20 protein-coding genes are annotated in these 20,762 nt (G+C 51.0%); 8 read left to right on the forward strand and 12 right to left on the reverse strand.

The genetic code is table 11. The features are described from left to right. Window positions 1–187: 187 nt before the first annotated feature. Complete coding sequence (locus F1593_RS20970) at window positions 188–367, forward strand: KGG domain-containing protein (protein WP_149403521.1); 180 nt, start codon at window positions 188–190, stop codon at window positions 365–367. A 317-nt stretch (window positions 368–684) separates the two neighbouring features. Here F1593_RS20970 and F1593_RS20975 read toward each other — a convergent pair whose 3' ends face one another. From F1593_RS20975 to F1593_RS20990, 4 genes are all read right to left on the reverse strand, one after another. Further along, complete coding sequence (locus tag F1593_RS20975) at window positions 685–4,107, reverse strand: NACHT domain-containing protein (RefSeq protein ID WP_149403522.1); 3,423 nt, start codon at window positions 4,105–4,107, stop codon at window positions 685–687. A 156-nt stretch (window positions 4,108–4,263) separates the two neighbouring features. After that, window positions 4,264–5,310, reverse strand: coding sequence for an LLM class flavin-dependent oxidoreductase (locus F1593_RS20980; RefSeq protein WP_149403523.1), 1,047 nt, complete (start codon window positions 5,308–5,310; stop codon window positions 4,264–4,266). A 108-nt stretch (window positions 5,311–5,418) separates the two neighbouring features. Next, window positions 5,419–5,733, reverse strand: coding sequence for an AzlD domain-containing protein (locus F1593_RS20985; protein ID WP_149403524.1), 315 nt, complete (start codon window positions 5,731–5,733; stop codon window positions 5,419–5,421). Next, a complete protein-coding gene (locus F1593_RS20990) occupies window positions 5,733–6,515 on the reverse strand; it encodes an AzlC family ABC transporter permease (protein ID WP_149403525.1) in 783 nt (260 codons plus the stop codon). The genes F1593_RS20985 and F1593_RS20990 overlap by 1 nt, the downstream gene beginning before the upstream one ends. Window positions 6,516–7,780: 1,265 nt before the next feature. Between F1593_RS20990 and F1593_RS20995 the strand changes: the two genes are divergently transcribed. Beyond that, window positions 7,781–8,602, forward strand: coding sequence for a PhnD/SsuA/transferrin family substrate-binding protein (locus tag F1593_RS20995; protein WP_172632311.1), 822 nt, complete (start codon window positions 7,781–7,783; stop codon window positions 8,600–8,602). Window positions 8,603–8,737: 135 nt separating this feature from the next. Beyond that, complete coding sequence (locus F1593_RS28500) at window positions 8,738–8,890, forward strand: hypothetical protein (protein WP_172632312.1); 153 nt, start codon at window positions 8,738–8,740, stop codon at window positions 8,888–8,890. A gap of 47 nt (window positions 8,891–8,937) precedes the next feature. Here the strand turns inward: F1593_RS28500 and F1593_RS21000 are convergent, their stop codons facing one another. From F1593_RS21000 to F1593_RS21015, 4 genes are all read right to left on the reverse strand, one after another. Beyond that, window positions 8,938–10,041: a HoxN/HupN/NixA family nickel/cobalt transporter gene (locus tag F1593_RS21000; protein ID WP_149403527.1), complete on the reverse strand. Its 1,104-nt coding sequence runs from the start codon at window positions 10,039–10,041 to the stop codon at window positions 8,938–8,940. A 750-nt stretch (window positions 10,042–10,791) separates the two neighbouring features. Then, window positions 10,792–11,628 (reverse strand): hypothetical protein, encoded by an 837-nt coding sequence (locus F1593_RS21005; protein WP_149403528.1) that lies wholly within the window; start codon window positions 11,626–11,628, stop codon window positions 10,792–10,794. A 390-nt stretch (window positions 11,629–12,018) separates the two neighbouring features. Further along, window positions 12,019–12,996 carry a 3-keto-alpha-glucoside-1,2-lyase-like domain-containing protein gene (locus tag F1593_RS21010; RefSeq protein ID WP_149403529.1) on the reverse strand — a complete coding sequence of 326 codons (978 nt, stop codon included), beginning with the start codon at window positions 12,994–12,996 and terminating at the stop codon, window positions 12,019–12,021. Window positions 12,997–13,286: 290 nt separating this feature from the next. Continuing rightward, a complete protein-coding gene (locus F1593_RS21015; protein WP_149403530.1) occupies window positions 13,287–13,910 on the reverse strand; it encodes a TetR/AcrR family transcriptional regulator in 624 nt (207 codons plus the stop codon). 111 nt (window positions 13,911–14,021) lie between these two features. Here F1593_RS21015 and F1593_RS21020 point away from each other — a divergent pair, with 111 nt between their 5' ends. Together F1593_RS21020 and F1593_RS21025 are read left to right on the forward strand one after the other, a co-directional pair. Beyond that, window positions 14,022–14,603: an IS607 family transposase gene (locus F1593_RS21020; RefSeq protein ID WP_149403531.1), complete on the forward strand. Its 582-nt coding sequence runs from the start codon at window positions 14,022–14,024 to the stop codon at window positions 14,601–14,603. Window positions 14,604–14,605: 2 nt separating this feature from the next. Then, window positions 14,606–15,742: an RNA-guided endonuclease InsQ/TnpB family protein gene (locus F1593_RS21025; RefSeq protein ID WP_149403532.1), complete on the forward strand. Its 1,137-nt coding sequence runs from the start codon at window positions 14,606–14,608 to the stop codon at window positions 15,740–15,742. 161 nt (window positions 15,743–15,903) lie between these two features. Here F1593_RS21025 and F1593_RS21030 read toward each other — a convergent pair whose 3' ends face one another. From F1593_RS21030 to F1593_RS21040, 3 genes are all read right to left on the reverse strand, one after another. Then, window positions 15,904–16,191 (reverse strand): hypothetical protein, encoded by a 288-nt coding sequence (locus F1593_RS21030; protein ID WP_149403533.1) that lies wholly within the window; start codon window positions 16,189–16,191, stop codon window positions 15,904–15,906. A gap of 19 nt (window positions 16,192–16,210) precedes the next feature. Then, on the reverse strand, window positions 16,211–17,455 hold the full coding sequence (locus F1593_RS21035; RefSeq protein WP_149403534.1) for an alpha/beta hydrolase family protein: 1,245 nt from the start codon (window positions 17,453–17,455) through the stop codon (window positions 16,211–16,213). A 457-nt stretch (window positions 17,456–17,912) separates the two neighbouring features. Beyond that, entirely contained in the window at window positions 17,913–18,326 is a 414-nt protein-coding gene (locus tag F1593_RS21040) for a hypothetical protein (protein ID WP_149403535.1), read from the reverse strand. 547 nt (window positions 18,327–18,873) lie between these two features. Between F1593_RS21040 and trhA the strand changes: the two genes are divergently transcribed. The 3 genes from trhA (at window position 18,874) to F1593_RS21055 (ending at window position 20,501) form a co-directional block, all read left to right on the forward strand. Further along, window positions 18,874–19,566, forward strand: coding sequence for a PAQR family membrane homeostasis protein TrhA (gene trhA / locus F1593_RS21045; protein WP_172632313.1), 693 nt, complete (start codon window positions 18,874–18,876; stop codon window positions 19,564–19,566). 107 nt (window positions 19,567–19,673) lie between these two features. Next, a complete protein-coding gene (locus tag F1593_RS21050) occupies window positions 19,674–19,973 on the forward strand; it encodes a glucosaminidase domain-containing protein (RefSeq protein WP_216368950.1) in 300 nt (99 codons plus the stop codon). Window positions 19,974–20,192: 219 nt separating this feature from the next. Further along, window positions 20,193–20,501 carry a YciI family protein gene (locus tag F1593_RS21055; RefSeq protein ID WP_172632315.1) on the forward strand — a complete coding sequence of 103 codons (309 nt, stop codon included), beginning with the start codon at window positions 20,193–20,195 and terminating at the stop codon, window positions 20,499–20,501. A 5-nt stretch (window positions 20,502–20,506) separates the two neighbouring features. Here the strand turns inward: F1593_RS21055 and F1593_RS29075 are convergent. Then, window positions 20,507–20,762 (reverse strand): hypothetical protein (locus tag F1593_RS29075; protein ID WP_216368951.1); only part of this gene is annotated, 256 nt, incomplete at its 5' end.

Raw genomic sequence — 20,762 nt, forward strand, 5'->3', positions numbered from 1 at the left:
ACGATCTTCCCCAAAAGAATACTGCTGAGATTACTGCTTTAGCTATCTATTGCTGTGTTTGGGACTTTTCTCAATATTGTTGAGTATCTATTTCTTTAGGACATCCGTATACAATATATAGCGATTACAAGCGCAAGTAAAGTAATCGATTAAAAATGTTTTATTGCGTCGTAGAAGGAGAAATGATATGGCTACTGGACATGATAAAAGAAGTGTAGCGGGTAAAAAAGGTGGGGAAGCGGTAAGTCAGGAGCAGCATCAAAAAGCCGGACACGCCTCTCATGAGAGCGGAAACGCCCATGAATTCACCAGCAAAGAAGCCCGCGAAGCTGGCAGCAAAGGTGGGCACGCCTCTCACAATAGATAGCAATATCCATTAAAAACAGCAAAATCATTTTCACGTGCATGGAGATGAGACAACTCATCTCCATGCACTATTTTATCCCTTCTAACCCCTCTGTAGCACGTGCCGCACCTACGTTTTCGAGCATTTGAGGTATGGCGCAAATAGCCTGTTTCCCCAACGTGGTTGAGAGGCTAGGGGCGTGGGAATCGTACGATGAACGGGAAAGCGCACTCGATTGCGATCTCGGCACGCACCTACATTACTCCATCGTGATTCACGTACGAGGAGCGGTATTGAGGCTTGGGTGTGCGTGAAAGGGAAGCAGGCAGAATATAACATTAATTGACGGGCTCCTGAGCCTCGTAATGTGGCAGCTTCTCTGGCGACGGCAACCTGTCAAAGTGCGGCACCATCCCTTGTAATATGTTATAGACCCTATTTTCCATATTGCCCTCCTCTAGATAGGCCTGCTGCGCGAGCAGTACCGCTGCTGCAAAGCGCTGATGATTTGATCCAATCGGGCTGCAATAATAGAGCGTTGTAGCGCCCCTTACAATTTGTTCCGTAGAAAGATCAGGGCGCTTCAGTAAAGAATAGAGCATAGCTATACTCTGCTTTCTATCTAACCTCCATATTTGATTAAGATCAGCAATGGTCAGGGATTGGTCTATCGAAAGGTCAGGATATTGCAGCAATGAAAGGAGCAAGTTATCTGCTTGCTTTGCTGGCTCAGAGTCTAGCTGGCTATTCCAATAGAGTGCATCAGCAATCATACACAACTGTTCGATAGAAAGATCAGGACGTTGAAGCTGCCTGATTAGAGCGGAAGTACCGGGTTCCGCTTCAGCGGAATCGCATGAGCCCAATGAACTGGTAATAGTGGCTAGTTGTTCTAATGTGAGATCAGGACGTTGCAAGAGAGTAGTAAGAGATACAAGGATATCTTGTTGTAATTTCTCATCATCATAACTCATTCTATAAAGGAGTGGAGCGATGTCACAGGTTTGCTCAAGCGAAAGATCAGAATGAGAAAAAAGTGCTATACAGATATTTACCAGTTTTGATTGATTTTCATATTCAATGAATATATGTTCAGATTTAAAGAATATATGCATATCATACTTAATTATATTGTGAATAAGCGGATAAGGATAATCACTTGCTAGAGTTAAATGCTGAGTAAAAATGTTAGACAGCATTCTTGTGAAATCAAAGAAACTATTTTCAAAGATTTTATCCATTGGTACATCTGGTTTCTGAGCTAAGATATCAAGCCAGTGTAGTGCATGTTTTCGTTCATCACTGTCTGGTGGACTGATCTTGTAGAGAACGTAGGCGGTTTGTAACCTGCTGAAGGTATCAAGATCATCTTTCGTGATAAAGGCTTCTAATTCTGCTTTACCCTGCCCATTGTATTGACGTGTCTGGGTTAAGTCACCGAGGTATTGGAGGGCTTGCTGCCTTTGTCCTGTACTGTGTGAGGTGCGTACAAGCTGGCAGAGTTGTTTCACGACCAGTTCGACGAGGGTGTTTTCGACTTTGATCTCTTCGATCAGGCATTCTGAGATAAAGAAGAGGTCCTGCTGGATGATTTCGGTATGGATGCTACGCCGGCTTTTGATTGTGCCGTTGAGTAGCTCGGTGAGCAGGATGGTGACGGGTCTGGGTCTGAGTTTCCCGAGCAGGAGCAGGATGACTTCGCGCCAGTGGGGATCGTGCAGATGGTCGTGCAGGAAGTCGCGCATGACCTGTAAATCGCTTTCTTGTTGATAGCGTTCGTAGACGTCGGCGGCGGCGAAATATTCCTGGAAGGTGCGATGGACAAAGCCGTAGAGCGGAGCCCCTGTTTCGTCGGTGCCACGTTCTACGATCAAACCGGCCTCTTGCTCGACCAGTTCGATAAAGTTGGCGGCCTCGACGCGCTGCTCGGCTTTCTCGGCAATCAGATTCTGCTGACGAAGAAAGATCTCGACCTGCTTTTTGAGTTCTCTGGCCGAGACATCCACCGGCGCATCCTGTTGGCTGGCTCCGTTTATCCCATTCTCGTCTTGCTGACTGGCGCTTTCATCTTCATCCCCTTCTTGCGATTGGCGATGCAGGACGAAGCCGAGGTGGGCGAGGCAGGCGTACTGATCTTCTTTACCCATCTTCATGTGCTGCCAGCGGGCGTGGGTACCTTTGGTTTTGGCCCAGGTTTCGAGTAGCAGGTCGGCACAGCGATCATAGACCTGTGCCCGGCGATCTGGCAGGCGTTCGTAGCGATGCAGGGCGGTGATCACGGTCAGTAAGAGGGGATTTTCGCCCAGTTTGTGCAGGCGAGGATTCTCTTTGAGGGTGGTGAGGAGCAGTTCCATTTCTTCGCGTTCCTGATGTGGTATGGGTGAGAGGCGCAGGACGGCGGTATACCAGTTCTCTAGAAAGTGTCGCATCTGTTGGTCGTTGAAGGGCTGGACCTCGCTATGTGTGAAGAGAAGATGCGAGATGCGGGCCTGCTCGTATCCTACGGGTCGGGAGGTGACGAGGATACGGTTGCCGGGATAGCGGAGGGCGAAGTGTTCGATTTCCTGGACCAGTTCGAGGCGTTCGTTAAGGGTGGCAACCTCATCGAGGCCGTCGAAGAGCAGGAGCATGCCGTGGCGCGCCAATAGCTCTTTGAACATGTGGGGATTGATGTCGATGCTGTCGCGCTTGAGCAGGACGTCGCTGGCAAAGGTTAAGAAATCATAGCTGGCACGTTTGCGTTCCTGGCTCAGGCGGCGCAGTTCGATATAGAGCGGTAGCGGCTTGCCGGTGAGGAGTGAGGCTGCTTTGTCAGGTATCCGGGCGTTTTGCGCGGCGGCATGTCGCCAGGCGATATGTTTGGCTGCCGTCGATTTTCCTGATCCCGGCCCGCCCAGCAGTACCAGGCAGGGATGCTGCTCCAACGCGCTGACTAACTCATCTTCATCCGCTTCGGTAGCGTCCTCGGTCTGCGGCTGCTCCTCCCGCGTTCCGTCGATACGCAGTGGGACAAAGATGCTGCCGATTTCAGGATCGGCATTCTGATCTTTGGGGACGACACCGACGATCTTGAGATTGCGCAGGGTCCGTTCCATATGGGTAGCATACTTCTCGACATCCTGCTCGAAATCCGCGGCACTATAATGATCGCTGAGGGTAGTGGCGACGCTCTTGAGCAGGCTGACCACATCCAGCAGGCTATGCTGCATCGCTGTCATGGCACGTAACTGGAGTCCTGCGCTGAGCTGGGGCCGATAATAGGGATCAGCATAGAGCTCGCCCAGCAGGGCGCTGAAGAAGCTATTGAGATATGGTCCGGCGTCGATGTCTTGATAGTGCTCTAGCGCAGTATGCTGGCGGCGATTATAGAGCTCGCTTAATGTGTCCAGATCGGGTGTCTGGTTGAGCGTAAAGAAGGTCAGCGTCTCGCGTCTCAACTCATCACCCGCCGGGCCATCCTGCGCCAGCGTCGTGAGGATGCTTTTATAGAGATCGCGTTCCGGTTGCGCTTGAAAGGCGATCAGGCCACGTTCCATGGCATTCTTGAGTGCCTGGGAGAGATGACGTACCTGTTCCTTCTCATCGAGTTGAAAGCTAGCGTTAAAAAGATACTTTCCCTGTTCGAGCACGTAATTCTTGCCGACATCGAATGCCGCATCGCCACTCTTCGTCAGGACCGTCCCGCCCAATAATCCCAACCACGCCGGAACCGTCTGTTGGATCAGAGCGCCCAATCCCGCGAACGTCATTGGATCAGCCATCTGTGCATCCCTTCACTCTTCACTTGATTATTTCATATATCTTTATAAACGTATTGAGAGGCATGTTTTCCAACAGGGCAGCATGGTCGGCAAAAAACATCCCACGCCCTTCCTGATAAAGAAGGGCGTGGGATGTTGGGTTCTGGCCTTGCAGGATCAGGCGAGGGCGCTGTCCGGGCTGACCGAGGGGGCTTGCAGTCCGAAGGCGTCGGCCAGTAGCTCGTAGACTTTGACGCGGTTTTCGTAGCCATAGACCATCACAGAGAGCATGACTTCATCGGCCTGGGTCTGCTCGACCAGTTGCAGGATGCGGTCACGGACAGCTTCGGGTCGCCCGACGTTCTGTCGGGAGCGGGTATCCTCAATAACCATGCGCTCGGAGGCGGTGTAGTGGTAGTTTTTTGCCTCTTCAGGACTGGGGATCGGACCAGCCTGTCCCGACCGCAGACGTAAGAAGGCCAGGGCCATCGAGGCTGCGAGATCGCTGGCCTTTTCGTCAGTTTCGGCGCAGATGACGTTGGTGGTCAGGATCACCCTGGGACTTGCCAGCCGATCCGAGGGTTCAAATTGTTCGCGATACATGCGAATGGCTGGAATGGCGAAGCCAGGATTAATGTGATGGGCAAAGGAGAAGCCAACCCCCATGGCGGCGGCGGCCTGCGCACCAAAGTCGCTGGAACCTAATAACCAGATCGGTGGTAACTTGCTATCGGATGGGACGGCTTTGACGCCATGGGAAGGATGTCCCACCGGGAAGCCGTTGCCCTCGCCTGCATAGGCCAGCAACTCGGCCAGTTGCTGGGGGAAATCTTCAGCAGTCAGGGCGTCACGTGAGCGGCGTAGCGCCAGTGCTGTACGACCATCGGTGCCGGGAGCACGTCCCAGTCCCAGATCGATGCGTCCAGGATGCAGTGCTTCCAGCAGCTTGAAATTCTCAGCCACCTTCAGCGATGAGTGATTGGGAAGCATCACACCGCCCGATCCGACGCGAATATGTTTCGTCACCTGAGCAACATGTCCAATCATAATCTCAGGCGCAGGACTTGCCGTCATGTCCGAATTATGATGCTCAGACATCCAGTAGCGGCTATAGCCCAGTCGATCCGCCAATTGCGCCAGCTTCAACGTATTCTGCAATGCCTGCGCGCCCGTCGAGCCGGAGTCGACGGGTGAAAGATCTAAAATAGAAAGTGGCAATGACATAAAATCTATCCTTTTTTATCTCTAATAATTATCTTCATGCATAGTGATAACAATTATGGAGCCAAATTTTATCCCTGTGATAGCTATCCCATTGCCCGTATCGATCATTTAGAGGAACAGTTGTAGAATCCAGAGGGCCACCATACCCAGCAGGATGGTCAATAGGACGTTTTTGGTGCGCCATGCGACGAGGATCGCGACAATACCAGCAAGCAAACGCGGATTCAAGAACGATATATCAATAGCCGAGCCACGTGAGATAAACTCCGGGACAATGATAGCGGTTAAGGCCGTGATCGGGACAAAGCGCAGAAATCTCTGCACAAATGCCGGAACATTGGCACGTGCAAACAGAACGATGAACGAGAGACGCAAGAGATAGGTCAGGATACCAATACAGATAATAGCGGCCCAGAGTAACATTATGCCTCCTCCTGGCTATTTATAACGCTGCTCTGCACGGTTGGTGCTTCATTCTGTGTTGTTGCAATGCTGGTAGTTTGTTTGGGTCTGGCTGGGAGTAGCGCCTCCACGCCCATGCCCGCGCAAATTCCCAGGACCGTCGCCAGTACGATGCCCAGTTTCAAAGGGGCCGAGAGTGCCAGTATGGCAACAATCCCCGCTACCAGTGCCGCCGCGAGTCCGGCGTGATCCCGCAATGCCGGGACAACCAGAGCGGTAAAGGTCAGCGGCAGCGTGAAATCCAGCGACCAGCTAGCAGGAATCTGTGCACCCAGCAAGAGGCCGGCCAGAGTACTGATCTGCCAGGTACTCCAGAGCGTCAGGCCCGCGCCAAAGAAATACCACTGCTTATGCTGCGCCTGTGGTTGCTGCGTAAAATGCGTAATCACCACCGCATAGACCTCATCGGTCAAGAAATAGGCGAGCAAATATTTCCAGAAAGGATGAAACTGCTTCATATGTGGTGCCAGCGAGGCGCTATAGAGCACATGGCGCACATTGATCACAAAGACCGTCAGGATAATGATCAGTATGGGCACGCTGGCACCGATAAACTGGCTCATCACCAGCTGTGCGGAACCCGCGAAGACAATCGCCGAAGCTGCCTGGGCCAGCGCCCTGGAGAGGCCTGACTGATGCGCGATCACCCCATAGATAAGTCCAAACGGCATCGTCCCCAGCAGAATGGGCAACTCATCCTTGATCCCATTCAGGAATGCTGACCGCTTCAATGTTGTATCCATACAGCGCAACCTTTCTATTTCTATTTATGGAAAAATAGTGAAGTAAGATGAAGATAAATGCTTCATTTTTAGTCATGGTGAATAAACTTAGCACCGAATACTATAGCATAAAAAGAACATTCTTAACTATAAATAAATCCACCTCAATTGTCAATCTTCCTCATCGCAGGGCTCTCTATCCTTCCGGGGGATTGAGAGGAGGAGGAGTTTGCGAGGACTGTCATGCCCCCGGCATGCCTGCCATCGCGTTCCGTCATGGGCTGCCGCCCCTGCACCCCGCTTTCACCCGCAAGGACGGAGAGCCCATCACAGAACCTAATCGCAATCGATCCAGCTACATTTAATACTAACACCTGCCTTACTATATAAAATACAAAGAAAAATGCACATGCGTCACGAAACTGCAATAGTGGTATAATAAAAGAGAAAGAGCACCTCGGTTGCGACCTCGGCCACCTACTCCAACAAAGGGGGTGGAATGGGGGAGCGATCCATCCGTAGTAGTAGCAGCCACCCGAAGAGGTCGTGCGACCCCTGGAACGCTTTCATGCATGCCAGGATCAGGACGCAAACTCCGTCAGCAGGGAGCAAGCTTTTGCTACACTCTCATTTGTTGGATTAGGTGGACCTCGGCACGCACCTACGTTTTTGGGCCTGGTTGGTGATGACGATACATTGAGATGGAGAGATTAAAGCAGGTGATTTTTGAGGCGTTTTTTCTTGACAGGAGGGAGATTCTTGCTTATACTTAACATAGTTGATCAATTTAGTCGACAATTGTGTGGGTGTTCACGGAATCCTGAGAGTTCGTGGGCCAGATTTGGAAAGTGGTGCGTTCTATACATTGTAAACAGGTGACGATTGTGAGGTGCCAGACGTGATAGTCGTAGAGAATAGCTGGCGGGATTCTGGATCCTCCTGTTGATAGCATCCTGTGTCCCAGATGAAGAGTGTATGAGAACGTGAGTGTGTTAAGGAAGAATGTTATGAGCAGGTATCAAAGGGGTCAGCTAGCCAATAGTCTGGCTCGCGGACCAAAATGGGCTGCATTGTCTGATTGGGCCGTCATATATAGCGCAAGGAATATACGTCGCCATTGTTTTGCCGAAGGTATGTTCGTTTGTTGTTGTAAAGTACTTGCTTGTTGCTAAAGAGCCGCAAAAGTCGTTTACTAAAGGTAGAGGACTTTTTGATTTTTAGTTTCAGCTCTTATTTTGAAACACATTCAATCAATCAATGGAGATTGCGCGATGAAGGAATTATACATGACACCTCCGATCATTTTTGAGACCTTTTTGGCTCCGGCCTGGTATAAAACGTATCAGTACATGACCGAATACGTAGAACGCTACACTGGCACCTCGACCTTTTTGCTGAATGGCGAGGCATTAGAAGACTTCGCCGATGCCTTTGCTGATGTAGGATTTTTGACGCCCCTGGCCTATATCCAATTGCTGGGACAGCGGCCCTGCCCCGTGGAACTGTTAGCGGCGGCGATCGCGCAGGAAGATGTCCAGCATGGGGATGTGCCACCCGTCTTTTTTGATATTGTCGTGCGTCAGGAGAGCCGTGTGCGGGAGACACGCGAACTGGAGGGCTGCATCTGGTCCTACTACGCTGGCATGCCGCATGCGGAGGATAATACCTTCTATGAGCGGGCCGTTTCGACGGTCGGGGCACGCAAGACCGTGGAGTCCGCGACCCCGGTACAGGCCCTGCGCTCCGTTCTGAGCGGCGTCGCCGACGCCACCGCCGTCGATGCTCGCATGCTGCATCTGATCGCCTTAAACAGTCCTGCTATGGCGGCGCGTCTTCGCGTCGTCAGCACCTATAGCCCATCCACAGGGCCGCTCGTCGTCGTTGCCTCGCATGTTAGCGCCGACCTCAAGCAAAAGATCCAGGAAGCCTTCTTGTGCATGCACAAGGATTCCTTCTTCGCCCGCCGCCTCCAGGACGGCAAGCTTGACCACTTCATATCCGTCACCAATGCCCATTATCAGGACATGTGTGATTGCTATCGCAACACCCAGAGGCAAGTCGACTTCGACATGCCCGCCCGGCCCTTGCAAGCCACCTCCGCGCAATAAACACGGAGGCGCGGCAGCGAAGGTAAATTCCTGAGTGTCGGGGCGAGATGGTGGTGCGTGCCGAGGTGCGCTTTCTTCATCACGCACTGCCATCTCGCTTCAACGCTCGGGATTTTCTCGGGGATTTACCCAAACGTGGATGGTAAGGAAGGAATAGCCTACGGGCAAGATGATCGTACGAGGAATGGGAAAGCGGTTGTGACCTCGGCACGCACCTACAACATCTCCATCGTCATTCTCGAAAGTGCTCTGGAACTGGTATGCCCACCATTGCCAGACGAGTTGTGACAAAGCCCGACCGCAAGGGATCGGGCTTTCTCTGTGGGGAGATGTCGTTAGGAATTGGAGGTGATGGGAACGCTGGCGATTTCGAGGTCGTCGTAGCGCTTGATTTTGTAGATGGCGGTGGAGACAAGCCAACTGACGACGAAGATGCCGATGATGATGTAGCCGATGAAGCTGAAGTTGTCGCTGAGCCCTCCCACTTGTTCCCAGAAGGGGCCGCTGAGCTTAAGGGCTGAACTGATGATGCTGAATACTTCGATGGTGCCGACGATGAGGGCAACGAGCACAGAAATAAGAGTGATGTTGAGATTATAGTAGAGCTTGCGCACAGGTTTGACGAAGGCCCAGCCATAGGCTCCCAGCATCAGGATGCCGTCGGTGGTGTCGATCAGGCACATGCCAGCCATGAAGAGGAGCGGGAAGAGCAGGATGGTCCAGATGGGCAGATGCCCCTCGGTGGCGAGCAGGGCGGTGATGCTCATAATGCCGACTTCAGTGGCGGTATCGAAGCCAAGGCCAAATAAGACGCCCACAGGATACATTTTCCAGCTTTTATCGGTCATACGCAGCAGGGGACGGAAGAAGCGAGCCATCAAGCCGCGCTGATCCAGCGTCTCATTCAGACTCTGCTCATCGTAGGTCTCGCCGCGCTTCACCTTCTGGAAGGTCCTGAAAATGTCCCACAAAATCACCAGATTGAGGAGCGCGATCATATAGAGGAAGAGGGCGGAAATAGAGGTGCCGATGAAGCCGCCAATATTCTTCAATGTATCGAAATCCTTCGCCACGCTGGCCGCGATAGCGATCACGATACAGAGTCCAAAGACCACCGTCGAATGTCCCAATGAAAAGAAAAAGCCCACCGCGACCGGCCGCTTCTCCTCCTGCATCAGCTTACGCGTCACATTATCGATTGCCGAAATATGGTCAGCATCCACCGAGTGACGCAAGCCAAACGTATAGGCCGTCACAGCCAGTCCGAGGGTTGCCATTTGTCCGCTAAACGCCAGCAGTGCCAGCGCCCAGACCACCACATTCAAGATCAAGAGAAACGTATAAATACCAATAATTTTGCTACGCACATCTTTTGCGCTATCATTAAAAACAGACGATAGTGCAGTCAGACCAAAGGCGCTGGGCCTTGAACGGCTCATAATGTATATCCTCCTTGAAAGCAAGAGAGCAGAGAAATCGAGACATCCTGCATCCCATATATATGTCATCGCAGCGACCAGACGCATGGATGCCAGTATGAGCTGTCAGCCCTCCCGGTCCCATCGCAAGAGACATCATCTTCAATTGCAGTATACATGCTAAAGGTTCCTTATTGCAAATTTTTCGCAATAAGGAACCAGAATACAGATAAGCACAAATTGACAAAAACGTCATGGAAAACGTAGGCATCGCACGAAGCGCAACGCAGGCCGATGCTCTCTTGCTCGTACTGGAACCTCGCCCCAACGCGCTGCAATACCCATAAAAGGCAATTGTTGTATTTATGGATATATAGGAAAAAATCCCAAATACCGAGAATGTAGATGGAGAAGTGTAGGTGCGTGCCAGGGCCGCAGCCGAGGTGCGCTTTCTTTCCCGTTGCTCGTACTCAGCTGTAGGCTCATTCGTACCACAACCGTCATGGCAGGGGAGGTCGGAGAGCGTTGGGGGGAGATGTCGGTACGTGATGGGGAAAGCGCATCTCGGCTGCGGCCTCGGCACGCACCTACATCGCTCCATCATGCTTCTCGTTCGTTGGGCGGTATTGGGCCTGTGGGCGAAGATATCATATCGAGAGCGATATGGCGACGGAACAGCTCGTGGAGCACCTGTGTACGGTCGCCAGCACATTCCAGAGAAGGAGTAATCCCCGGAGGTGGGTTTCCACCACCTCCGTATTGGTCCTTACGCTACCAAATATCGCCAGGCAAACCCGAAGGGGGCGACAGGGTGTCGCTGACTTTACTATGTAGCGCTGTCAAGGCATCTATGTGTTGACTGAGATTTGGTAATGTCCCAAGTTCTTCTTGCGCTTTATTAATAATAGAATCCATAGTATCCGCCTGGTCCCCCTGATACCTTTGTCGGCCGGTTTCCATTGACGTTATATTATGCTTGATCGCCTCCGGCAGATTGCTAAGCTGAATTCTAAGAAATTCTATCTCCTCACGTAGAGACTCTATTTCATTAAAAACATTGTTGTCACTTGGCTGGAGCAAATGTTCATATCGTTCGCTAAATTCTTTAACCTTTGATTCAACCATTGATCCAGCATCCTTCATTTGTGCTACATTTTTGTCAAATAAATCACTCCAATACTTAAATTCGACCAATGTATCACGTTCATTATTCGTATTTTCGAGATTAAAGGCTGCTCTGAACTTTTGAGAATAGGTTGGCTCATCAATACGTAGCTCGGGTACTGGTTTTTCTGCTCTTTCTGTGGTTGGATTAGCAAACCTATCAATTCGCCATTGTTTTATTAGCTGTTGTCCCCGCGTGGGATTCGGTCTCTCTCCTGGCAGTGGGTTCTCTCCGAGCTGTCGGTATACTATTTGCTCCAGGCTCTCTCTGAGCGGTTCGTCTATTCCTAGCTTTGTGCTCATTCCTTGCATTATGAGCTCTGGGTTCGCTATCTCTCTGAGCAGAGGGTTCTCGGCTAGCTTTTGGGCCGCACTTTGCCTTTGGTCCTCTTGGAAACGCAGTTTCGCTAAGAGCTGTAGGTTCTCAGTTAGCTGTCTGCTCAACAATGACTCCTCTCCTGGCTGTGGGTTGTCTCTGAGCTGTTGGCTCTGTGGGTTGTCTCCTCGCTGTCGGTTCTCGGTTAGCTGTTGGCTCAACAATGACTTCCCCAAGTCCTCTCGAGGTTTCACCTCTCGCTTGGCGACGTCTAGATTATATAAATTCTGACGCACTCTACTCTCCTCCCCCTCATTCTCACTCTCGATTGCATTATCATATGACGCTGACTGTTCGAAGTTCCCTTCCGGTCGTATTGGCATGTCTCATCCCCTTTCAGATATTTGAAGTTCCAATTTCACAATGCAGTAGATATATACAAAATTCCAGAATTCTATAGTTTGAATTATAACCTTATTTTTAGTCTATCTCAAGTTTTCGGATAAACTCTAAGCATTTCACGTATGACGGTTTGGGTTGGGGAGCAGGGATTTTGCCCCTGAAGTGGAGATGCCTGTTGGTGTGCTGCCGGGGGTGACGGCGGGCGTTGGCGTTGGCGTAGGGGTAGCGTCGGGTAAGGGATCAGGGATGGAGCTGATGTCGAGTCCGGTGAACTCGACGCTGCTCTGGTCGGAGGACCAGCCGTTGTTGATGAAGAGGGCTATCTGCCCATGTGTGTAGTCGGGATCGCTGAGCTGCTGGATCTGGATATCGTTGATCCAGAGGGTCATCCGGGGACCGTTCATTTCGACTTTGAGCGAGTTCTGCTGGCCCAAGGGATGCATGTTGGTGTTTTTGGTGATACTGGCAAGCCGAAGTTCCTGGGAGGCTCCAACACTATCTAAATATTCTTTGGTGATGGTGACGATGTTGTTGCCGGAAATATCAATCCTATAGTCATGATCCAGGTTGCTATCGCCGCGTAAATAGAGGCCGACTGTGTCGTTGCCATCGGCTTTCAGGAAGTTGAAGGTGGCCGAGAGGGTATAGTCGCTCAGGGGAGAGAGGGTGGTGGTCGGTACATTCTCAATCAAGACCTTGTGGTTGGTGACCCCGAGCGTCATCTTGTTTTGTCCTACGATGCGTGTATAGCCAGCACTCCCATCCGGGCCCGTGGTTGCCCAGCCATTGTGATTATCGAGGAAGTTCTCGGTAAACAGAGGGGCCGGCGTTGCGAATGGGGTGCCGGAATCGGAGGGAGAAAATCCTGCGGATGGAGAGGGCGAAGGGGTAGGGGTTGCAGTGGACGTCGCATGCCTGGCTGGCTTTGTCTCTGTCGCCAATACAGATGAGGTTGCCGTGGCACTGACATGGACGTCTCCAACGCTCTGAATCCTGCTGGTAAATATGGCACTGCTTATCAATACAAGTAGGATTAAAGCAAGACAGACGAGCCACTTGAGTGGATTTCGCTGCTGCTTTTTTTTACTTCCCATAGCGGTGAATTGCTCCCTTAATTAAATATCTATATTATTAAACGAAATTTACGGTTTTTCGTCTCACTTCGTTTATTTATGTTCTTCCTTTGCCTGCACTCTCATTCCTGTCAGACCGCAAGGTGGCAGCATGACAATCTGTTGCTCCTAATCAGCATGTACGCAGCGCTTCGCGTTGAGTTGAGATACCTGTACTTATGGTAAACCTTTTCACCTATAACTAAAATACGCGCACACTCTCCCTGATCGTTGCAAGATAGGATTCCTTCATCCTCGCTGGCCTCGGACTGCTAGAGCAGATGGGCTGTTTCGTCTGGTTGGTGCGCGATGTTTGCGTTCAGGAGCAAGCCATCGGTGATGATTTGACGATACATGGTAATGACTTGTTGTACACTCAGCCGTCCATTGGGACGAAACCAGGTTGCGACCTCCGTACACATGGCGATAATGGCGTAGGATGTAATTTTGATATCGCTGTGCCGGAACACCTCACGCTCCATACCATCACGTAACAGCTCCTGTAACAGCGACTCATAGGTATCGCGCAAGGTCAGGATGTAGGGACGTTGTGCCTCATCGAGGGCACGCATCTCGGTGTCGATGATAAAAAACTCGTCCTTATAGGTCGTGTGCAGGCGAATATGATTGGCTATGGCCTCATGCAAACGCTGAACTGGATCATCGGTGGTGCGGAGAATATGTTCGAGGCTGGCGTTGAGCCGCTGCATGGATGTTTCCATGATCTCCACCAGCAGTGCCTGTTTGTTTGGATAATGGTGGTAGATACTGGCGGCCTGTATCCCCGCCATGCGTGCGATATCACGCAAAGGGGCGGCATGGTAGCCATATTGCGCAAAAAGTTGCACTGCGGCCGCTAAAATACTGTCTCGCATCGAACGGCCTTCGGGCCGCATAAGCACAATCCCTCATTTCTCTGAATCTATTTCTATTGTACCAGAAATGAAGGGTAATTAATAGATAAACAAAATATTGACATTTATAGACGTTTATGCTAATCTATCCTCATGAGATTAAGCGCCTACGCAAAAAAGATGGGTATCAGCTATAAGACCGCATTCCGATGGTGGAAAGCTGGGAAGCTCGATGCCTATCAACTTGATACAGGAACGATCATTGTACGAGAGCCAGCACAAGCACAAGAAGCCTTGGGTGTTGCGCTCTATGCTCGTGTCTCTTCAGCAGACCAGAAAGAGGATCTAGAGCGGCAGATGCAACGGCTGAAGGATTATGCTGCATCACGAGGCTATCATGTGACCAAGATGGTCAGCGAGATCGCATCAGGGCTCAATGATAGTCGCCCGAAACTCATGAAAATCTTAACTGATGTCAGTATCGGTCGTATTGTCGTCGAGCATCGCGATCGGTTGACACGTTTCGGATTTCATTATATTGAACAACTTTTAGCGCTTCAAGGTCGGAAGCTGGAAGTGATCTTTCCTGGTGATACAAATAATGAGCTGGTGGATGATTTCATCGCAGTCATCACGAGTATGGCTAGTCGCATTTATGGACGGAGAACGTCAAAACGCCGTGCAGAAAAAATTAAACACTGCGTCGAGCAAGCTATGAAGGCTGAGGACGAGTAAGGATGCTGATGATACGCGGATATAAGACCGAGTTGGATCTCAATAACGCCCAGAGAACGCTCTGCCTCAAGCATGCTGGTGCTGCCCGTTACAGCTACAACTGGGGTTTGAAACGCTACCAAGAGGAATATCAAGCCGGTCGAAAAGCACCATCTGCGATCAGCCTGCATAAAGAGTTGAATGTCCTCAAGCAAACTGAACTCCCCTGGATGTATCAAGTATCGAAGTGTGCGCCACAGGAAGCCCTGCGCAATCTAGAAAAAGCGTTCAAGAACTTCTTTGGGAAGGCGAAGCTAAAAACACAGGGCAAGTATCGTGGCAAGCTTGGCTATCCTCGCTTCAAATCCAAGAAGAAGGGGATTGGCTCCTTCCGCTTGACGGGGGCCATTCATGTCTTTGAGGATCAGATCCAACTTCCCCGCCTGGGCACGGTGCGGTTGTCTGAGCATGGATATATTCCCATGACGGCAAAGGTCTTAGCGGCAACGGTATCAGAGCAGGCGGGCCGCTGGTTCGTCAGTGTCCAGGTGGAGGAAACCGCCCCCGACCCGATCAATGCGACAGGCCCCGTGATCGGGATTGATTTGGGTATCAAGACACTGGCAACGGCGTCCAATGGGACCGTGATTGCAAACCCCAAAGCGCTACGCTCCAATCTCAAGAAGCTGAGACGGGCTTCTCGTCAGCATTCCCGCAAACAGAAGGGAAGCAAGAATCGAGCAAAGGCAACACGCAAACTGGCTCGATTGCATGTTCACATTGCCAATATCCGCAAAGATGCCCTGCACAAAGCCACCTCGCAACTGGTGATGAAAACCAAGTCACCTGATGTGAGGCCTGCCGTAATAGTGTTGGAGGATCTCAATGTGTCAGGCATGCTCAAAAATGGACGCCTTTCACGAGCGATTGCCGATGTTGGTTTTGCTGAGTTCCGTCGCCAGGTCGAATACAAGGCTCAGCAAGTGGGCATCATGGTGAAATGTGTTTCTCGCTGGGAACCTTCCAGCAAGACCTGCTCAAGTTGCAAAGTGGTCCGAGAAAAACTGGATTTAAGTGAACGGACTTTTGTCTGCCATGCATGTGGTTTGGTCATTGACCGTGATTTGAATGCATCATACAACCTGGCAGACTTAGCTTGAGCATGGGAGTACCGTGAGTTACACGGGATTGAAGCCTGTGGACAGGGCGGCTCTGGCTTGGTAGCAATACCAAGTGAAACTGCCCTGGATGAAGCAGGAACCGAACATCAAATGTGGCTTGTCCATAAATGGGTAAGTTTCGGATAACGGATGCGTATATATTAGCGGGTAACCCGATTCAATTGCTCGTCACGGCGTACGAGCAAGCTGAGATGAGCAATGAGCAGGACCGCGAGGATGGCGATCCAAAGCGCGGCAATCGGCGCGAAGAGCCGCCCCCACAGCCAGAGTCCCAACCATCCACCCGTCCAGGCACCTATCCCACCGCCAATCACCAGAATGTACCATGGGCAGTGCGCTCCTGGCCGTGCTCCCAGCGCGACAAAACCGATGATAAGACCCGCACCAAACCAGAACAGTGATTGCAGGAGTAGATTCATAATGGTCATGATCGCCTTTCTTTGCTTCTCAGCCTACAGACGACAACAGGTGGTCGAGCAGCAGAAAGAGCTGGGTGCCATCCCCTAATACCTGTCCTATCTGGAGTCCTGAGCGTACTTCAACATGATCAAAAATATGAAATTCGACATACTCATGGGAATGATGCAGGCGCGTCAGGGCGGCAGCGAAGGCGCGTGTCTCGGTAACAGGCAGGGATGCATCATTCCGATCATGGAGCAGGAAGATGGGTGCCTGGATCTGCGCCAGTACACGGCGTGGCGACAATGTATCCAGCAGGGACTGGACGTTGGGCGGTAAGGCCGCCATATTCGCGTCAACCCGTTGCGGCTGATCTCCTTTGAGGAGATGATAGATGGCTTGCGCGCCTGGTGAGAATTGCGCCAGTTCAGCATTGCTCAGCGGCGCTCCCTGGGGTGCAAGGGCGGCTGTGATACTACTCTGCTCGGAAGTTGAAAGGTATTGTGTGGTCATATTTGCCAGCACCCCGATAGGGATAGCGATGGGATGCCAGGCTTCGTGCTTGCCATCGATCAGCAGACTGCGACTCCCGAAGGTGTGAACGAGGGTACGGGTATCAAAGTAGCCCCCAAAAGCCGTAATCGAAGCGACCTGCGTGCGGATACGCGGATCGGCTGCTGCAAAGCACATCAAGGGCACACCACCGCTGAACGCGATGATCCCGCTGCGCCGTCCTTGCAGCGCTGGTAGATCTTGGAGCGTGAGAAACGCCTGTACTGTCGCGTCGCTATCCTGCGCCGAGATCATATAGTTCATCAGCGTCGGCGTCGTCATATTCATCACCACCATGCCGCTGCGAGCCAGTGCCTCCGACAGATTGATCAACTGCGGCACCTGTCGATTATCCCCCACGCCGGACACGATCAGCAATCCACCCCGCGCCCCCGCCAGTTGTGGACTCGACGTCGTTGGCGCATATATATCGAGATAGACAGGACCACTCCGGGACTGCATCTGCCGTTGTGTATGCTGGATAGGATTGCCAACCGCCAGCAATATGCCCGGCTGGGAGGCAGAAATCAGGGCCGGCAAGACAAAGGCCGCTCGTACCGCCGCACGTCCCTGCGGGAAAACCGTCAGGTAGAATCCTGGCACAAGAATCAGCAATAAACAGCCCCGTAATAGTAGTGTTAGCAGGCGCCGCCCGCGTTGGTACCATCGGCCAGCCGCCCGCGCCCGCGTTGCTTTCGCCACCTGCTGTGAACCATCTGCAGCATCACGTTTCGACATCATGTCAGTCCTTCTCTCCTGCACAGCTCCTCAAAACAAGCGTGCTCCATCGATCATCACCACCTTAGTATACAGGGATGCTCAAGGAGCCAACAGGGTCAAATGCCCTATTTTGCCAGAGGCATGGAGAGGATAGAGGTGATGCACTATCCTCGATCTACAGAAAGCTACATAAATAAAATATCTGTTTCCTGCAGCAGCAGCATCAACATCTGGAGCAAATTCATCTCGCATACAATTAAAACTAGACCTACCACTCAATAAATTTGATCAACTGTTGACCCTCACGCCACCCCAGAGGACCATATCCATTCCAGATAGCATCCAACTCAGCAGCCTTTAGGAAAAATCAACGCCCCCGACCCGTATCTCGTTTCTCACCGTCAAGATGATGGATACAAGAGATACTGGGCCGGGGGCGTTGACCGATCAACATGCCGCCTCAGCGTTATGAGCGGTATTATTTCTCGTCGATATCTGCCCCACCCTCACTATCGTGATCGACATCAATATCATCCTCATCCGAGACGAGGCCGAGATAGACACTCATCCAGCCCGCAACAAAGTGCGCGCGCCACAGTCCTTGCTCGAATGGATTCAGGTCGCTCGGAAGCAGATGATCAATGATCATGGTGAATTGTTTATCATCCAAAGGCACAGGATTGGCACAGTTATTATCCGTCATAAAGGCCAGATGTGCTCGAATACCCATGCGGTAACCCAGTTCGACGGAACTTTCATAGATTGTTTGTTCGGACACGCCAATACGGATACGCTTGCCGAAAGGGAGATCAGTTCCAGGAGAATAGATCAAATCCCCTATCTTTTCCAGGGGTGGTGGCGGAACTTCATGTGATCGGGATGAGAAAGACATTCTTTAAACCTGCTTTCTGCGTATGCACCTATATTTTACTGGACAATAGAAGATAAGAGAACACGAATCTACTACAAAGCACGTCGAGCGCTGCATGAAATAACGAATCTCAGCCTTTGAAATGTCGCGTCCAGAAAAAAAATATCATTCCCTTCCTTAGGAACGCTACCTACCACATCAGTGGGTAGGGTTTTATTGTACATTCAATCCATGCTAAAAACAAATCTATGAGCTCTCTGGAATTTTCTATTACTTTTTGGTGAGTTCTTTTTCGTTTTTTACTCGATAAAAAATATAATTGTTTCTTGTTCAACAGTCCCTTTATAAGCGACGAAAACGGAAAACTATTGACACAGTTGAATGATTCTGTTTCTACTGCCCGGAAGGCTCTTGTGTTATATGCTATATAAGCAGTAATAGAAGATTAAAGCTGTGTTGTGCGATGGGCGTTTGCTAGAAAAATGGTATTGTTAGCTAGCAATAGTGCAAATTTTCATAAAAACCGCTATACTAATAGATGTACTCTAAAAGGACTGGTGATGATACGGTGACGAATCAAGAGATACAGGTAGATGAGATTATTGAGACGAAAGTGAAGCCATTATTACGCGGCTGGTTTCATGCGGTTGCGGCGGTTGCGGCGGTTATCCTGACGATTGTCCTCTGCTGGTACAGTCGAGCAGATGTGCCACGTTTTCTCTCGTTGCTCGTCTTTGGACTGAGCATGATCGAGATGTATACGGTAAGCGCGATCTATCATATTGTGCATTGGGAGCCGCAGCAGCGCCGCATCTGGCGCTCACTGGATCATGCCAATATTTTCGTCTTAATCGCAGGCACCTACACGCCGCTCTGCTTCAACATCCTTTCCGGTTGGGTACGGATTGTCCTGTTGATCACCATCTGGCTACTGGCACTGGCGGGCGTCATTTTTGCGCTCTTCCCCTACGCCCTGCGCCTCCCGAAATGGTTCAGCGCCTCCCTCTATATTCTGATGGGCTGGATTGTCATTCTCGCCCTGCCCGCCTTCCTGCAAGTCCTCCCCTGGTCCTTCATCTTCACCCTCTTATCGGGTGGTATCCTCTACACCATAGGTGCCGTTGTCTACGCAACCCGCTGGCCCAATCCCTTCCCCAAATTCTTCGGCTATCATGAAATCTTCCATCTCTTTGTCATCGCCGGCAGCATCTCCTTCGTCGCCAGTGTCTGGATCTGGGCCCTCCACTTCCCCCGCGTCTGATCAGGCACAAATGGGGAGTGATGCTTGTAGGATGAACCGAAAGGCGAGCTACGTTTTTGTTCTTTATTGCCTTATATAAGAGTTATGACAGGTAGCAGAGATGAATTGTGTTTGGTACCATCGGCGAGGCCCATGTAACCCTCTCATTGGGAAATCTCCGCTGCTATAAAGGTGTCGCCTGTGTGGATCAAGAACGCGGTGGCGGCTACGCAAAATATAGCTCCTGGGAACAAGGCTTTCACGACTGGTATGCGCTCATCCACAACTACTATGTCGCTAGAGGACTGACCACCATCGACAAAGTGATCCCAGTATACGCGCCGACTCCGAACAATGCAGACGCAGGCTATATTCAGTCTATCAAACATATCATCGATACCTGGCACGCTGGCAGCATCATGAAATAGAAGCAAATGATGGGTAATGTGGGCATTGCACAGAGTTGGATATTACCGAACGTTAATGATGATTTCCGTACGAGTAACGGGAAAACAGGATTCCGCTGCAGTGTTGTGCTGCACCTACATGAACCTTTATAGGGAGGATGAGATGATCTTTTCCATTTTTGTGGCAAGTAAAGAGAATGCCATTATATGATTGTGTATTGTTTCGGAAAGGTGGTTCTCATGGAAAACCGTGCGACTTTTATTTGTCAGATCCGTGCGTTGCGTCCGGGCTTTGCGGATGAGATGTTACCTGAGGAATTGGCGGCGATGCAGGCGCATTCGGAGTATCTCGATCAGCTCAAGCAAGAAACAACCTTTTATTTGATCGGTCCCTGCCTCGATCGCGCCTTTGGTATCGTTATTTTTGAGGCTGATTCTCTCGAAGCGGCCCACGAGATGATGGCTCATGATCCCTCGGTGGAGCGCGGCGTGATGAGCTTTGAAGTCCATCCTTTCAAAATCTCGTTCTGGCAGCCGCCACAGAATTAATATACCTATTTGCAATAGGCATGATCAGGGGTTTCTAAGTAAATAGAGTAGACCGTCAGCGAATGTGAACCCTGCCACAGTGTGAAAAAGCCGTAGCCGCCACCGTTCTGCGGTGGAGTGAAACGCCCCTCAATACGGTTCAAATAGTCCATGCTCCTGCGGAGCACCCGGAACGATGAAAAGGAGGTAAAATAGGAGGTGAACCAGCGCCAAGATTCACAGATCGAGATGTTATCTAGTGGAACAAACCTGGGTTCAAAT

It is taken from the genome of Dictyobacter arantiisoli (genome assembly GCF_008326305.1).
GTDB classification, from domain to species: Bacteria; Chloroflexota; Ktedonobacteria; order Ktedonobacterales; family Ktedonobacteraceae; genus Dictyobacter; species Dictyobacter arantiisoli.

Excerpts from the sequence above, each read along its gene's own strand:
- F1593_RS20970 (WP_149403521.1), top strand. The coding sequence starts at position 188 with ATGGCTACTGGACATGATAAAAGAAGTGTAGCGGGTAAAAAAGGTGGG.
- F1593_RS20975 (WP_149403522.1), bottom strand. The coding sequence starts at position 4,107 with ATGGCTGATCCAATGACGTTCGCGGGATTGGGCGCTCTGATCCAACAG.
- F1593_RS20980 (WP_149403523.1), bottom strand. The coding sequence starts at position 5,310 with ATGTCATTGCCACTTTCTATTTTAGATCTTTCACCCGTCGACTCCGGC.
- F1593_RS20985 (WP_149403524.1), bottom strand. The coding sequence starts at position 5,733 with ATGTTACTCTGGGCCGCTATTATCTGTATTGGTATCCTGACCTATCTC.
- F1593_RS20990 (WP_149403525.1), bottom strand. The coding sequence starts at position 6,515 with ATGGATACAACATTGAAGCGGTCAGCATTCCTGAATGGGATCAAGGAT.
- F1593_RS20995 (WP_172632311.1), top strand. The coding sequence starts at position 7,781 with ATGACACCTCCGATCATTTTTGAGACCTTTTTGGCTCCGGCCTGGTAT.
- F1593_RS21000 (WP_149403527.1), bottom strand. The coding sequence starts at position 10,041 with ATGAGCCGTTCAAGGCCCAGCGCCTTTGGTCTGACTGCACTATCGTCT.
- F1593_RS21010 (WP_149403529.1), bottom strand. The coding sequence starts at position 12,996 with ATGGGAAGTAAAAAAAAGCAGCAGCGAAATCCACTCAAGTGGCTCGTC.
- F1593_RS21015 (WP_149403530.1), bottom strand. The coding sequence starts at position 13,910 with ATGCGGCCCGAAGGCCGTTCGATGCGAGACAGTATTTTAGCGGCCGCA.
- F1593_RS21020 (WP_149403531.1), top strand. The coding sequence starts at position 14,022 with ATGAGATTAAGCGCCTACGCAAAAAAGATGGGTATCAGCTATAAGACC.
- F1593_RS21025 (WP_149403532.1), top strand. The coding sequence starts at position 14,606 with ATGCTGATGATACGCGGATATAAGACCGAGTTGGATCTCAATAACGCC.
- F1593_RS21030 (WP_149403533.1), bottom strand. The coding sequence starts at position 16,191 with ATGACCATTATGAATCTACTCCTGCAATCACTGTTCTGGTTTGGTGCG.
- F1593_RS21035 (WP_149403534.1), bottom strand. The coding sequence starts at position 17,455 with ATGATGTCGAAACGTGATGCTGCAGATGGTTCACAGCAGGTGGCGAAA.
- F1593_RS21040 (WP_149403535.1), bottom strand. The coding sequence starts at position 18,326 with ATGTCTTTCTCATCCCGATCACATGAAGTTCCGCCACCACCCCTGGAA.
- F1593_RS21055 (WP_172632315.1), top strand. The coding sequence starts at position 20,193 with ATGGAAAACCGTGCGACTTTTATTTGTCAGATCCGTGCGTTGCGTCCG.